The following is a 15,936-nucleotide window of genomic DNA, read 5'->3' as shown; positions in this document are numbered from 1 at the left end:
TTAACTTTCAACGATTGGTAAAATAATTATTAAAGAGCAGCCATTATAATTTTCTTTATCTTTTTTAAATTCAATATTTTTAGCATAAATACTCCCTTTCATGTGTTCAGCTACTATTTGATGGGACATATAAAGTCCTATTCCTGTTCCTTGTGATTTGTGTTTTGTTGTAAAATATGGGTCAAATATCTTTGAAATAATTGTTTCATCAACTCCTCCACCATTATCATTTATTTCGATAATACACTCTTTATTTTTGATACAAGTTTTAATATTTATAAATCTTATATTTATATCTTGCATTATTAAAGCATCTTTTGCATTATTTATTATATTTACTAACACTTGTAAAAATTCATTTGGATAACCATTTATTATTAAATCACCTTTTAAGTGTGTTTCAACTTGAATATTATGATTTTGTAAACTTGATTTTAAAAGTTTTAATACTTTTAAAATACTATCGTTTACACAAAAATTTTCAATAACTTTATCAGCTTTAAAAAAATTCCTAAAATCATCAATAGTTTTTGATAAATATTGAGTATTTTCAACTATTAAATCTAATGATTCATATAATCTTTCATCACTAATTTCATTAATCTCTTTTTCAAGTTTTATACCACTAGCACATGTACTAATCATACTTAAAGGCTGTCTCCATTGATGGGCGATATTCCCTATCATTTCTCCCATTGATGCCATTTTTGATTGTTGAAAAAGTAATCTGTCTTTTGCTTTTAATTCTGTTATATCAATAATTGTTGAAAGTTTTACTATTTTTTTATTTAATATAATAAACTTTCCTTGTCCTAAACAAGTATGTTTTTCTCCTCTTACAACAATATCAAATTCATAAGGTAAAGTATTTTTTTTGTAATTTTTTACTAATAATTCTTTATATTTATCGTCAATAAATTCTAATAAGTTTTTTCCAATTAAGTCACTTTTACTATTTAATTCTAAAAATCTTACAGCAACATTGTTCGCATCTAAACATATTCCTCTATCATGTATTACAATAACTTCCATTGTTGAGTTAAATAAAGATTTAAAACTACTCAAAGATGCTTCTAGCGAATCTTCTCTTTTATCTATTTCAATTTTCATTTTGTTAAAACTATTTAATAAAATATTAAACTCATTGTAATATGATTTTTTAATATTAATATTATAATTTCCATTTGCAATACTTGCAGTAGTTTGTTGTAAATCATCAAAAGATTTAAAAATTCTTTTTGATATTTTTAAAGATAAAAATATTGAAACACTAAGAAAAAGAACCATACTAAAAATCATTCCAAAAATAATATTATTTAAAGATTGTAATATTAATTCATAACTCTCTCTTATAACGATTTTCCAACCTGTTTTTTCAATAGAAGTATAAGTTCCATACTGTTCTTCTGAAAAAGAGTCAGAATAAAATATTTTGAATTCATAAGGTTTTAAAACATCAATAAGTTCTGTAAATACTTTTTGACTCTTTTCATTAAATCTTTGTAAAACTAAATCTGGATTACTTGGATTTATAATCACAGTTCCTCCACTATCAAAGATTTTTACCATATAAGTATTATCTTGGTTTTTAAATCTTGAGATAAAATCTGAAATTTCTTTTAATTGTACCAATAAAACAACTACTTTATCTTCTAATTTAAAACTATAAGAAATGGCTGCTTCTTCATCAATAGTTGATAAAAAAACATTTGACCAATAATCATCATTATTCTTAATATTTTTAAAATATTCTTGATTTGAATAGTCAAAGCCTCTATAAATTCTCAAATTTGTTGATGCATAAAAATCTTCGATAATTCCATCTTTATTTAAGACTAAAATACTAGAAATATTTGTATTTGTATCAACAATATTTTTTAATAAATTATTATCTTGTGGATAATTATCTTTAATATAAGAAGATATTTTATAAATTTTTAATAAAAATTTATCCATTTCAGATTCAATTTGAAATAAAACTTGTTTTTGATTATGCTCAATAATATTTAATTTTGAAAAGTAAAAACTTCCCATAGCAATAAGACCAACACTAATTGCAATAAAAATTGAAAATGATATTAAAATTACTAAAATCTGTTTTTTTAAACTTTTTTCTTTTCTCATTCTACTTTTTCAAACTTTCCATTTATTACTTTAAATGTATTAAATTTTCTAATTACATCGCCATATTTATCAAAAATAATATCCCCTTGTAAACCTTTAAACTCTTTTTTAATTAATAAATTCCTTTTAAGTTCAGTTTGTTCTCCCATTTTTAAAAGCTCAATAACAATCCTTGCTAACTCGTACCCTTTTGATGCAAATAACGATGGTTCCATCTGATATTTTAATCTAAACTTTTTTGAGAAATTAATAAAATCTTCACTTTTTGAATCTTCATCATAATCAATATTAAAAATAATACCCTCGCTGTATTTTCCAGTATTTTCAATAAAAGCAGGTGTCATTCCCCACTCTGAAGAAGCAATTTGAGTTTGAACACCTTTCATTCTTAAATATTGAACAACTCTAGCAGCATCAACTGAATTTGCACAAAGTAATATCAAATCTGGATTTGAATTATTTATATCAAAAACTAAATCATCCAAATTTTCATCTGTTTTTGCATATTTAATAAAATTCTCGCCACCATTAGATATAAAGCTTTTTTCAAAATTCTCTAAATAATCCTTTGTATAAGTTATATTTCCAGGGTCATAAATTCCATATATTTTTTTAAAATTATTATCTTTTATATATTTGGTAAATGTTGAAAATCTTTGTTCATTATTTGCCACATGAACCCTGAAAAACTGATCATCAATTCCTGAAAATTCGTTACTAGCAGATGCCGCTGAAATCATAAACATATCTTTATGTTTATTTATTATAGACATGGAAATTTTTGACATACTACTTGTCACATTCCCCATAACAATTTTTATTCCTTGACTTATAAAATCATTTACAATTTGTCTATTTACTTCTTCATCTTTTTTATCATCTTTAAATATAAGTTCGATTTTTTTTCCATTGATCTCATACTTTTCTTCTTCAAAAGCTAAAATTATTCCATTCATCATAGGATTTCCCAAATCTGAATATTTTGCGCTCAAAGCTCCAACAAAACCTATTTTTATGACTTCTTTCGATGTTTTCAAAATATATAAAAAATAAACTAACCCTAATATAACTATCACAAGAAAGATATAAAGTTTTTTCATAAAAATTCCAATTTAATAGTTTTGTATCTTATTATATAATCTTTTTATATAAATGTTATAATTTAATTAATAATTATTTTTAGAGGATTTTGAATGTTATGTGGTATTGATGAAGCAGGAAGAGGACCACTTGCTGGACCTTTGGTTGTGGCAGGTGTAGTATTAAAAAAAGAGATAGTTGGATTAAATGATTCAAAAGTTTTAAGTGAAAAAAAAAGAGAAAAACTTTTTGAAGAGATAATAAAAGAATCAAAATATCATATAATTTTTACAAATGCAAAAACAATTGATGAAAAAGGCTTAAGTTTTTGTCTTAAAAGTTCTATTATGGAAATTATGGAAAATCTTAAAAATGATTGTAATACTTTTTTAATGGATGGGAATACGACCTTTGGAATAGTGGATTTGGCTTGTAAAATAAAAGCAGATGCAACAGTTCCACAAGTTAGTGCTGCTTCAATTTTGGCAAAAGTAAGTCGAGATAGATATATGTTAAATATCTCAAAAGATTTTCCAAATTATGATTTTCATAAGCATAAAGGTTATGGAACAAAGGTTCATGTTGAAGCCATAAAACAATTTGGAAGAAGTAGTGAACATAGATATACTTTTAGATTAAAAGCTTTAGGTGAAGAAAATACTGGAACTCAAAAAGGTTTATTTTAATTGCTTTTTTACTTATAATTCAAACTAATTTTGATAACATATATTATAATTAAACAAAAGGATTAAAATGCAATTAGAAGTATCTGCTGAAGTTATATTATCTCAATTAGGATATTCAAAAAGTGAAGCATCACTAAAACAAGCTGAAAAAATGATGGAGTCAATAACAAATTTTGACAAATTTGCAAAACATATTTTTACACTAAATGATCACCTAAAAAAAATGAATGCTTATGTAGGACTATCTAACAAAACTAATCATTTAAAAATCAAATGTGATGAGAATGATTCTACTGAAATTTTAGAAGAATTTCATCAAGAAGTTTTACATTGGGCAGATAAATACAATGTAAAACTTGAAAGATTAGACAATAAACATATCTATTATATTTTAGGAACTCTTTAAAATATTTTTCTATAACTATGACAATAAGGCACCTTTTGGTGTCTTTCATAGTAATCTTGATGATAATCTTCCGCTTCATAAAATGGCACCAATTCATATAAAGAGGTAGCTACTTTAAAACCTTTATTTTCTAATTCTAAAATTAATTTTTCACTTATGTTTTTTTGTTCTTCATTTACATAAAAAATTGCACTTAAATATTGACTTCCAATATCAGGACCTTGACCGTTTGTTTGAGTAAAGTTATGAATTTCAAAAAATAATTTACTTAATGTTTCAAAAGAAACAATATTTTCATCATAGGAAACCTCAACAACTTCTAAATGACCAGAGAAACCAGTACATACCATTTGATAACTTGGATTTTCTATATGTCCACCCATATAACCAGAAATTGCAGAAATTACACCTTTTAATTTTTCAAAATGATATTCAACTCCCCAAAAACACCCAGCTGCAAAATATGCCTTTTTAATATTTTGATTTTGCATTTTAATTCCTATTATCTCTTATTAACATAACTGTTTTATTTTCACCTAATATTCTTACATCAAATAATTCAGTTGCTTTTATTAATTCACCCAGTTTTTTATATCCATAATTAATAGGAGAAAATGATGAGTTTTGATTTATGTATAAACCAACAGCTGCGATATTTGACCAACCACTATCATCTGAGGTTTGCTCCGCTGCTTTTCTTAAAAGTGCTACAAGTTTTGTATCTTTTCTTAATTGTACTTTTGTTAGTTTACTATTATTTGAACTTGGACTTGCCACATCTTCTTTTGTATAATCAAAAAGTTTTTCCACATAAATAAACTGAGAACAAGCATTTACAAATGATTCAGGAGTTTTTTCTTCTCCATATCCATAAACTGTAATTCCATTTGATAAGATTCGCGAAACCACAGGAGTAAAATCACTATCACTTGTTACAAGAGCTAAAGCTCCTAAGTTTCTTGTGTATAATAAATCCATAATATCAATAACCATTGCAATATCACTTGCATTTTTACCTTTTGTGTAGGCAAATTGTTGGATTGGTTTTATATTATATTTATGTAAAATATCTTCCCAACCTTGAAGTCTTTTATCTTTCCAATTTCCGTAAGCATTTCTGATATTTATAGTTCCATATTTTGATAAATCATTTATGATACTATCAATATATTTAGCACTTACATTATCACAATCTATAAGCATTGCGATGTTTATTTGTGGGATAATCATGCTTTTGCCTCAAAGTTTAAAGAAATAGAATTCACACAATGTCTTGTATCTTTTGAAGTTAATCTTTCACCCTCAAAAACATGACCTAAATGAGCTCCACAAGTTGAGCAAACTATTTCTACTCTTCTTCCATCTTTATCTGGAACTCTTTTTACAGCACCTTTTATTTCATCATCAAAACTTGGCCATCCACAACCTGATTTGAATTTATCTTCTGATTTATAAAGTGGTGCATCGCATTTTTTGCAAGTAAAAATTCCTTTTTCATTAAAATCATCATATTTCCCTGAAAATGGATATTCTGTTCCTTTATTTTCTATTACATATTTTTCTTCATCATTTAATTCATTATATTTCATTATATATTTTCCTTTATTTATCAAATCTTATTATATATTTTATTCCATCTTCTGTTTTTTCAACACTTAATAATCCAAAATTTTTCTCAACAAATACTTTTACCAAATAAAAACCAAAATCAAAATTACTATATTTAAAAGAACTTGAAGTTGAAAAATATCTTTCCATCTGATTTTTATCATAATTATTTGCATTATCACTATAAATAATATAAATTATTCCATTTTTTTCTTCAAAATCAACATCTATTTGTTTATTTTCTAAAGATGTACTTATTTTAAAATTTTCTATAGATTTAGATATTAATTTATGAAAAATATGTTTTATTTCATCAAATACAATATTTAATAATAATAAATTATCACCTTTTATATTCAAATTTATATTAAAATCATTTAATTCATCTTTTAATGAAAAAATAGCATTATCTAAAGATACTTTTAGATTTACATCTTCTTTATTTTTCTGATTATTAAAAAATTTATGAAAATCATCCATAATTTCATCTAATTTATTTATTTCATCTAAAGTTTTTCTGAAAATATCATCAGATTTAAACTCATCTATATTTACTAATCTTAAATCTAACGATTGTAAATAAAGTTTTATTTTATCAAGAGGCTGTTTCCATTGCAAAGATATAACATCAATTATTGATGCCATTGCACCTATTTTTGATTGTTGTACAATTATCTCGTCTTTTTGTCTTAGTTGCATTACTTGTTCATTTACAATTTCATTTAAATTCACATTCATTTGTTCAATTTTATTCATAGCACTTGCTAATTTTAGATGAAGTTCAACTCTTTTTAGTAAAACTTCACTATAAAATGGTTTTACAATATAATCAACAGCACCTAATTCAAACCCTTTTACAATATCTTTTTCATCATCTTTTACTGTTAGAAAAATTATTGGAATTTTTTTTGTTTTTTCATTATCTTTTATTTTTGAACAAACATAATATCCATCCATTATTGGCATTACAACATCGAGTAAGATTAAATCAAATTTATTTTTATCCAATAACTCTAAAGCTTTTTCTCCACTTTGTGCATAAATTACATTATAATCTTTTAAAATATTCATTGCAACTTGTAAGTTTTTAGGATCATCATCAACTAATAAAATTTTATTTTCATATTTTTTATTCATATTTTAGCCTTTACAAATCTCAAATTTATCTTCTAATTGTTTTAATCTAACATAAGAGTTCACTTTAGTAATCAATTCTATTGTAATAAAAGGTTTTACCACATAATCAATTCCACCACATTCATAAGCTTGTTCTATGTCTTGTGAAGAATCTTTTCCTGATAAAAATATTACTGGGATTTTTTTAGTTCTAGCTTCATTTTTTAATTTACTACAAACCTCAAAACCATTCATATCAGGCATCATTATATCCAATAATATCAAATCAAAATTATGTTCATCTACTAACTTTAGTGCCATTTCACCACTTTTAGCATAGAACATCTTATAACCTTCATTTTTTAAAATATTCATTGCCATTTGGATATTTTTTGATATATCATCTACTATTAAAATTTTGCTTTCAGTTTCCAAGTTTAGCCTTTAAATTATCTATTAATTCTAAATATGTATTCATTAAATAATCAACTTTTTCTATATCAAAAGATTCTATATTTTTCATTATTTCAGTAGAATAATCTTTTAATAAATAAATATCTTCTTTTAATGCTAATTCACATAATTTTGAAGCAAACTCTTCTATTAAAGAAAAATCTCCTTTATCTTTTATATCTAACCACTCTTGTTTTAAAGCATTTTCTAACTCATTAATTACTATTTTTAATTTTTCTAAATCTATAATTCTTGAATTATTTTCTTCTTTTATCTCTTCATAAATAGTATGATATTTTAAATATTTGGCTAATTCTTCAATCAAATCATCTATAATTACTGGTTTTCTTAAATATCCATCAAAACCAAATTCTGATACTTTTTCCAAATCTTTTCCCATAACAGAAGCTGTTAATGCAATCAAAGGAATATTTTTTAATCTCTCATCACTTTTAATAATTGTAGCTGCTTCATATCCATCCATAACAGGCATTCTTAAATCCATTAATATCAAATTTACATTTACATTTTTTAATAAATCAATTGCTTCTTGACCGTTTTGTGCCATTATTAAATCAATATCAAAATCTTTTAAACTAGCTTGTACCAACTTTCTATTTTCTAAAATATCATCAACTACAAGTATAACAGCTTTTTCAAATACAATATTTGAAGCTTTTAGTTTTGAAGAAACTACCTCAACTTCGATGGCACTGACTGGAATATCTCTAAAAATTACAGTAAAAGTTGAACCTTTATTTCTTTTACTTTCTACTTTTATTTCTCCATTCATCATTTTAACTAGTTTTGTACAAATGGCCAAACCTAATCCTGTTCCCCCATATTTAGCAACATCTTGATTTTCTTGTTGTTCAAAAGCATTAAAAATACTTTCTAAGTTCTTTTCATCTATTCCAACTCCTGTATCTTCAACACTAAAAATTAAGTCGATTTTACTTTTAATATTATCTTTATAAACATTTTCAACTTTTAGTTTTATATAACCATTTTGAGTAAATTTAATTGCATTTCCAATTAGATTAAATAAAATTTGTCGGATTCTAACTCCATCAATTATTATATATTTAGGAATTGTTTTATCAATATCAACTATAAATATGATATTTTTACTTATTATTTTTGCATGAAATATTGATTCAATTTCTAAAAAAATATTTGTTGGATTTAGTGATTCATTTCTTATTTCAAGTTTTCCAGCTTCAATTTTTGATAAATCTAAAATATCATTTATAATTCGTAAAAGCGCATTCCCACCTTTTTTTATTGACTCTAAATACTCTTTATGTAGAGGATTTGTTATTTCTTTATCCAAAATTTCTGTAAAACCTATTACTGAATTCATTGGCGTTCTTATTTCATGACTCATATTTGCTAAAAATTCACTTTTTTGTTTTGATATATTTTCTGCTATGTCTTTTGCTTTTTTTAACTCTTCATTTAAAGCTTTTATATTATTTTGTTCTAATTCTAGCTTTTCTTGGATTTTTTCTTTTTCACTAATCTCTTGTTTTAGTTTTCTATTCCAATAAAATATAACAGATAAAATAATTAATGAAATACTTAATATTTTCCAAATTAAGTCATAATCAATCTTTTGTTTATAATCTATTTTTATCCATTTTCTATAAATTTCATCTTTCTTTTCTACTGAAATATTATTCAATAATTTATTTAAAATAGAAACTAATTGCTGATTATCTTTATTTATACCAAAGCCATAATTATAGTTATAACCTGTTGGTCCTACGATTTTTAAATTACTCAAACCATATTTTTTACTATAAAATTCAAAAGATGGAATATCTAAAATAAAATAATCAATCTGAGAATTTGACAATTCTTTTAAACCTTCCAATGAATTATCATACTCTTTGATATTTTTAATTTGAGGAAAATCTCGTTTTATCTCTTCTATTATTGAATAACCTTTTACACTTGCTATATTTTTATCAATAATGTTATTAAAAGAGTTAATATAATTGTTTTCTTTATTATTTGCAATTATTACTATTTCAGCACCGATATATTTATTAGAAAAATTCAAATATTCTCCTCTTGATGGAGAATAAGATATTGCATCAATTAAATCAATCTTTTTATCTTTTATTAAATTAATCGTATCAGACCAAGAATTAGTTTTTATATATTCTAAATCAAAACTAGTATGCTTAAATACTTCATCAACAATATCAGGAATTATTCCTATATACTTTGCATTTTCATCATAAAAAGAGTAAGGAGGCCAAAAGGCATCTCCTGAAATTTTAATCTTTGGGTTTTCTTTTATCCATTTTATTTCTTCTTTTGTAAAATTAATTGCTTGTTTTTCTTTTTCTGTTTCAAATATCCATTTTTTATTTATTTTCTCTTTTTCTTCTTCAATAATTAAAGGCATAACTTTTTGAATAATATTAAATAAAGTTTTATTTTCTTTTAAAACAGCCATTGATAAATCAATTTTGTCAAATTCTGCTTTGAATTTAACTTCAATATTTGTATACATTTCTTTTTCTACAAAGTACGAAAACACAGGCATATTTCCAATAAAAATATCAGCTTTGCCATAAGACACCATATCAAATGCTTCTTTATTTGATGAGGCAAAAACAAATTTTATATTGGGATATTTTTTTATTACTTTTTCATAAACAAAATTACCTTTTTGAACAGCAACTGTATAATTTTTTATTTCATCAAAGTTTGTGATTTTTAATTCTTTTTTTGCAATAACAACAACATCAATATTTAAAAATGCAGTTGTATAATTTAAATATTCTTCTCTATCTTGTGTTTTTGCAACACAAGATAACATATCTAATTTTTTATCTTTGATTTGTGAGATTACGCTATACCAATCACTTGCATTTAGTTCAAATTTTAAGCCAGTATAATTACTAAGTATATTTAAATAATCAGAAGCTATTCCTTGATATTCTCCTTTATCATTCATATACTCAAAAGGTGGCCAGTTTGCATCAATTCCAACTTTTACAGTTGGATTATTTTTTATCCATTCTAGTTCTTCTTGAGTAAAAAGTGATTGATTATTTTGTATATTTGAGAAAAGTGTAGAAACAAAAAAAATTAGAATAATTAAATATTTCATCTTAAGCCTAACTTAAAGTTAATATTAATTATTATAACATAAAAAAATACTCTTTTTTTAACTAACAATAAACTCCATTTCTAGAATATTTTTATTATCAAATAATAATTTCCCAAGAAAAATATCACCTATTTTAAATTCGCCAACACCAGCTGGTGTTCCACTCATCAAAATATCTCCATCTTCAAGACTCAAAAAAGTATTCGCTTCTTTTATAATTGAAAAAGGTTTATTTATCATCATAGAAATATCGCCTTTTTGTTTTAATTCACCATTTTTATAAAGTTCGATTCCTAATTTCGATATATCTTCTTTAAAACTTATAAATTTAGAAAATACAGCTGAACCATCAAAAGCTTTTGCTCTCTCCCATGGAAGACCTTTTTGTTTCAATTTACTTTGAATTTCTCTAAGTGTTAAATCAAGTCCAAATCCAATAGCTATAATCTTATTGTCTTCAATTAAAAATGAAATTTCAGCTTCATAATGACAAGATTTTTGCTCTTTTGGAAAAACTAATCTATTTGAAATTGCCGAATTTGGTTTTATAAAAAAGACCATATCTTCTGGAACTTCATTTTTCAACTCTTTTATATGTTCAATATAGTTTCGTCCAATACATACAACTTTTGATGGAAATATCTCTTTATTTTCAAATAAGATTTTATTCATTTTAATATTTTTCCAATAAATCTTTTATAATCACAGAAGTAATTCCCCAAATAACATCACCTTCATATTTATAAACCCAAACTTTATGTCTTTTATTTCCCCATGGTTTTTTATAAGCATCAGGAAGTCCTAATTCTTCAACTGGAAAGAAAATCTCTTTTTCACCATTTTCATTAATTTTATAAGGTTGAATTTCTTGAGCTAAAGTATATTCTTGTGCATCATGTTCTTTAAAAAATGAAAGAGGAATAAGAAGAGTTTTTTCAACTTCATTAAAATCTACATTCATATTTTTATAAGCTTTTTTCTTTACCTTTGCAACAAAAGATTCAATAATTGCACCAATTGGAGCTACATAAGTATCCAGTTGTCCTAAAACTTTTATATCTTTTTTCTTAATTCCTAGCTCTTCAAAAGTTTCTCTTAAAGCTGTATCTTTAAAACTTTTATCAACACCTATTTCAAAGCCACCACCTGGAAAACAAATATCTCCACCTTGTCTAATATTTGCTGCTCTTTTTTGAAATAATAAATGATATTCACCTTTTATTTTTATAAGAGGAATTAAAACCGCACTATTGAAAAATCTTTCTCTTCCTAGAATATTTGGATGTTTTGGTAAGTTTGATATTAACTTTTTTAAATTTTCTTTTTTCATTTTTTTTCTTTTATATTTTTAATTGCATTTATCATTGTTTTTACTATTATTCTTAAATCTTCTTCTTTTATTGTGTAAGCAACTATTGAATAAATCAGTTTTCCAAATGGTCTTATCCAAACACCATTTTTTACACAATAATCTTGTACTTCTTGTGCATAACTATCATCTTTTAATTCAATAATTCCAATAGCTCCAATATTTCTTACATCTTTTACTAACTTTAACTCTTTTGCAGCTTTTAACTCAGCTGAAAATATAGATTCTATATTTTTTACATTTTCCTGCCAGTTTGATTCTAATAATAAATCAATACTAGCATTTGCAACACTACAAGCTAATGGGTTTGCCATAAAAGTTGGTCCATGCATAAGCACTCCAATTTCACTGTTTGATATAATTTCACTTACATTTCTTGTAGTAATCATAGCAGCCATTGTCATATAACCGCCTGTTAAGCCTTTTCCAATGGTTAGAATATCAGGTTTAATATCTGCGTGTTCATAGGCAAACATAAGTCCTGTATGTCCAAAACCTGTTGCTATTTCATCTGCAATTAATAACACATCATACTTTGTACATAATTCTCGTGCTTTTTTTAGATATTGAGGGTTGTATATTCTCATTCCACCAGCACCTTGAACAATTGGTTCAACAATAAAACCTGCTATTTCTTTATGATATTTTTCAAAGTTATCTTCTAAAACTTTTATTTCTTCTTCACAATTACTAAAAAATCCTAATTTAGGAGCTTTTGTGAAAATATGCTCACTCATATATGAACCATAAATACTATGCATAGAATTTTGTGGATCACAAACACTCATAGCACCTAAAGTATCACCATGATAAGAGTGTTCAAGAGCTAAAAATTTATATTTTTTTAAACCTTTTGCTTTTTGATAAAGAATTGCAGTTTTTAGTGCAACTTCAACTGAAACAGAGCCACTATCACATAAAAAAATACTATGAAGTCCTGTTAAATCTACTAGTTTTTTAGAAAGTAAACTAGCTTGTTCATGGGCTAGTCCTCCAAACATAATATGAGGCATAATTTCAACTTGTTTTTTTAAAGCATCATTTAATTTTGGGTGATTATATCCATGAATTGCGCTCCACCACGAACTCATGGCATCAATTAAAACTTCTCCTGTTTCTAAAAAAATTGAAGTTTTATTTGTAGAAATTACGGGTAATATTTTTGTTTTAGACGGAAGTGAGTTATAAGGATGCCAAACATATTCTTTATCAAGTTCTAACCAAGTCAATAGCTTTCCTAATTGTATTTTATTGGCAATTATATCTAAAGATTATTACATACTAAATAAAGTTTATTGAACCTTTATTACTATATTTTCTAAAGTAATTCTAGTTAAAGTACCTTTATAAATCTCATTTTTATATTCAAAACTTTTATTTGAAACATTCATTTGTCCATTCATATGCTTATTTATTATCTCTTTACACATAAATAAACCTATTCCTGTTCCTTGAGATTGATGTTTTGTTGTGAAATAAGGTTCAAAAATTTTATCCATAATTTCTTCATTTATTCCACCAGCATTATCTTTTATTTCAATAATAGCTTTTTCATTTTCCATAAAAATATCAATAAATATAAGTTTCTCATCATTTAAAAGTTCTAATGCATCTTTTGAATTATTTAAAATATTAATTAAAACTTGAATTAATTCAGTTTCATATCCTGAAATTTGAATATTTTCCATTTTATAATTTATTTGAATATTTTTATTCAAAAAATTTGGATTCATCAAGTCTATAGTTTTTCTACAACATTCTTCTAAATAAAAAATCTCTTTTTCTTTTTGTGGTTTAAAAAAATATCTAAAATCATCAATTGTATTTGATAAATATTTCGAAGTATTTAAAATTGAATCTAAAGTATCATAAAAGAAATCATCATCCAAATCATTTAACTGCTTTTTCAATTTAATTCCACTTACTCCCGTTGTAATCAAAGATAGTGGTTGTCTCCATTGATGAGCTATATTTTCAATCATTTGTCCCATTGAAACCATTTTTTGTTGTTGAGATAAAAGTCTGTCTTTTTTCAAATTTTCTTCTACTTCTTCTTTGATTCTAATTTCTAGTTCACTATTTATTTGTCTTAACTCTTTTGTTTTTTCTTCTACTTTTTCTTTTAAAGAGTTATTTACATTTCTTAAAAGTATTTGTTTATAAACCACAGCTATGATAATTACAAGAAGAACAAATAAAATTTTCCATAAAATAGAGTAATCAAACTCCTTTTTATACTCAACTGATACCCATTTATTAAGTAATTCCTCTTTTACAAAATCATCAATACTTAAAACTGCTTTTTGCAAGATTTCGTATAAAATACTATCATCACTTCTTACAGCAATTGAAAATTTTGAAACTTCATCTAATTTTGCAGAAATAGAAAGTTGTGTTAAATATTTTGTTTGCAACTTATACCAAGCTGTTGAGATTGCATCTATATGACCAAAAGTTTCATTTCTTAAAACTTTTTCTAATCCCTCATCTATATTCTTAACAGTTACAAATTCTATGTCTTTATATTTGTTTTTCAATATTTCTACAATTGCATAATCTTCAACAATCGAAATTTTTTTATTTTTTATACTTGATAAATTATTTATAAAAGAATTACCATTTTTAGTTAAAAGCAAAAAAGGTATATCTATATAAGATTTTGTAAAAGTAAATTGATTTTCACGCTCTTTTGTCCACATTGCAGAAGATAAAATATCACATTTTCTCTCTTTTGCAAACTCAAAAGATTCTGCCCAGCTTTTTGTGGGAATCAAGACTATTGGTTTTTTTATCTTTTTTTCAATTAAACTTATATAATCAGCAACAAATCCTATAGCTTTACCATCTTTTATATCACTATATGGCATAGAATTTGGAATTACACACATCTTTATATTATCTTTTTGCTCAATATATTTATTCTCTTCTTGCGAAAAAGTAAAATCATTCAAACTATTAATATCAAAAATAAAATTGTCTAAATTTATAGCTTTTGGAACTAATCCCATAACATTATATAAATCATAAATTCTTTGAATTTTATCTTTTCTAATTTCACCTAAATTTGAAGTTTTAAAATAAGATAATTTTTTTAACTCTTTTCCTTCATATAGTAATTCATTTTTTTGTAAATTTTGAGTATTGTATTTATCATATATTACATCTACACTTTCTTCAAGATTTGAATAAGCATATTCCCAACCTTTTAATGAAGCTTTTTTAAATAATAAAACCGTATTTAAATCATAATTTATAATATTTTGATTTGTGTATAACATATCACTATACATATCAAAATTATACTTTTTAGGGTCAAAAATGTTATATTCAACGCCTTTTTCTTGCAAAATATATGGAGATTTTGAAATATATGCAGAAATAACATCAGTGTTTTTATTTATTAAATCATCAATATTATGAGTATGTTTTAAAAAAGTAAGATTTTCAAGTTTTATTTTATTTGAGGCAATCATCGCTTTTAATGAAACTTCACTTGCATCATCAATAGTTGTCATTATTCTTTTATTGGAAAAATCATTTATACTATTAATTCCTGATTCTTTTGTACTTATTAATATTAAAGGTGTAGATTGAAATAAAGCATACAAAGCAACTATATTTGGATTTTTTATTCGCTCTAAAATTAAAGTTTCACGCCCTACTGCAAAATCTATTTTTCCATCATTTACTTCTTTTGGAATATCAATACCAAATTCAAAAGGTTTTATTTCAACATCAAGCCCTAATTCTTCATAAAAACCTTTTTGTTTTGCCATATAATATCCAGCAAATTGGAATTGGTCTAACCAAGATAATTGAAGAGTAACTTTTTTTAGCTCTTTTGCAAATAATGTTTGAGAAAGTAAAATTATAAGTAGTAGTAGAATTTTAGTTTTATTTGAATAATTCAAGCTTTACCTCTAAATGAAATTGTTAGAGTATAGCAAAAAATTATTCAAATAACATC

The 15,936-nt window shown here is 24.5% G+C and carries 14 protein-coding genes; 2 read left to right on the top strand and 12 right to left on the bottom strand.

The window, feature by feature from the left end; genetic code table 11:
* Entirely contained in the window at positions 1-2,124 is a 2,124-nt protein-coding gene (locus tag B0174_RS04200) for an ATP-binding protein (RefSeq protein ID WP_108558403.1), read from the bottom strand.
* Complete coding sequence (locus B0174_RS04195; RefSeq protein ID WP_108558402.1) at positions 2,121-3,224, bottom strand: ABC transporter substrate-binding protein; 1,104 nt, start codon at positions 3,222-3,224, stop codon at positions 2,121-2,123. The genes B0174_RS04200 and B0174_RS04195 overlap by 4 nt, the downstream gene beginning before the upstream one ends.
* Before the next feature lie 93 nt (positions 3,225-3,317).
* On the opposite strand from B0174_RS04195, the gene B0174_RS04190 reads away from it, so the two are divergent.
* The gene (locus B0174_RS04190) at positions 3,318-3,890 is read left to right on the top strand and encodes a ribonuclease HII (RefSeq protein ID WP_108558401.1); all 573 of its coding nucleotides are present in this window, start codon (positions 3,318-3,320) and stop codon (positions 3,888-3,890) included.
* A gap of 67 nt (positions 3,891-3,957) precedes the next feature.
* Complete coding sequence (locus tag B0174_RS04185) at positions 3,958-4,296, top strand: hypothetical protein (protein ID WP_108558400.1); 339 nt, start codon at positions 3,958-3,960, stop codon at positions 4,294-4,296.
* On the opposite strand, the gene msrA is transcribed toward B0174_RS04185, so the two are convergent.
* The 10 genes from msrA to B0174_RS04135 form a co-directional block, all read right to left on the bottom strand.
* Entirely contained in the window at positions 4,293-4,787 is a 495-nt protein-coding gene (gene msrA / locus B0174_RS04180; protein WP_108558399.1) for a peptide-methionine (S)-S-oxide reductase MsrA, read from the bottom strand. The genes B0174_RS04185 and msrA overlap by 4 nt on opposite strands.
* Position 4,788: 1 nt before the next feature.
* Complete coding sequence (locus B0174_RS04175) at positions 4,789-5,526, bottom strand: NYN domain-containing protein (RefSeq protein ID WP_108558398.1); 738 nt, start codon at positions 5,524-5,526, stop codon at positions 4,789-4,791.
* Entirely contained in the window at positions 5,523-5,885 is a 363-nt protein-coding gene (locus B0174_RS04170; protein ID WP_108558397.1) for a methionine-R-sulfoxide reductase, read from the bottom strand. Before B0174_RS04170 ends, B0174_RS04175 begins: the two co-directional genes overlap by 4 nt.
* A 13-nt stretch (positions 5,886-5,898) precedes the next feature.
* Positions 5,899-7,041, bottom strand: coding sequence for a response regulator (locus B0174_RS04165; protein WP_108558396.1), 1,143 nt, complete (start codon positions 7,039-7,041; stop codon positions 5,899-5,901).
* Positions 7,042-7,044: 3 nt separating this feature from the next.
* The gene (locus B0174_RS04160) at positions 7,045-7,455 is read right to left on the bottom strand and encodes a response regulator (RefSeq protein ID WP_108558395.1); all 411 of its coding nucleotides are present in this window, start codon (positions 7,453-7,455) and stop codon (positions 7,045-7,047) included.
* On the bottom strand, positions 7,445-10,600 hold the full coding sequence (locus B0174_RS04155) for a transporter substrate-binding domain-containing protein (RefSeq protein WP_108558394.1): 3,156 nt from the start codon (positions 10,598-10,600) through the stop codon (positions 7,445-7,447). The genes B0174_RS04160 and B0174_RS04155 overlap by 11 nt, the downstream gene beginning before the upstream one ends.
* Before the next feature lie 57 nt (positions 10,601-10,657).
* Entirely contained in the window at positions 10,658-11,272 is a 615-nt protein-coding gene (locus B0174_RS04150; RefSeq protein ID WP_108558393.1) for a fumarylacetoacetate hydrolase family protein, read from the bottom strand.
* Position 11,273: 1 nt separating this feature from the next.
* Complete coding sequence (locus tag B0174_RS04145; protein WP_108558392.1) at positions 11,274-11,930, bottom strand: NUDIX hydrolase; 657 nt, start codon at positions 11,928-11,930, stop codon at positions 11,274-11,276.
* Positions 11,927-13,198, bottom strand: a complete 1,272-nt coding sequence (gene bioA, locus B0174_RS04140) for an adenosylmethionine--8-amino-7-oxononanoate transaminase (RefSeq protein ID WP_108558391.1) — start codon at positions 13,196-13,198, stop codon at positions 11,927-11,929. Before bioA ends, B0174_RS04145 begins: the two co-directional genes overlap by 4 nt.
* Before the next feature lie 63 nt (positions 13,199-13,261).
* Positions 13,262-15,880, bottom strand: coding sequence for an ABC transporter substrate-binding protein (locus B0174_RS04135; protein ID WP_228156409.1), 2,619 nt, complete (start codon positions 15,878-15,880; stop codon positions 13,262-13,264).
* Positions 15,881-15,936 lie beyond the last annotated feature (56 nt).

The organism is Arcobacter caeni (assembly GCF_003063245.1).
GTDB lineage: Bacteria > Campylobacterota > Campylobacteria > Campylobacterales > Arcobacteraceae > Aliarcobacter > Aliarcobacter caeni.
This window is presented reverse-complemented; position numbering and strand designations above follow the sequence as displayed.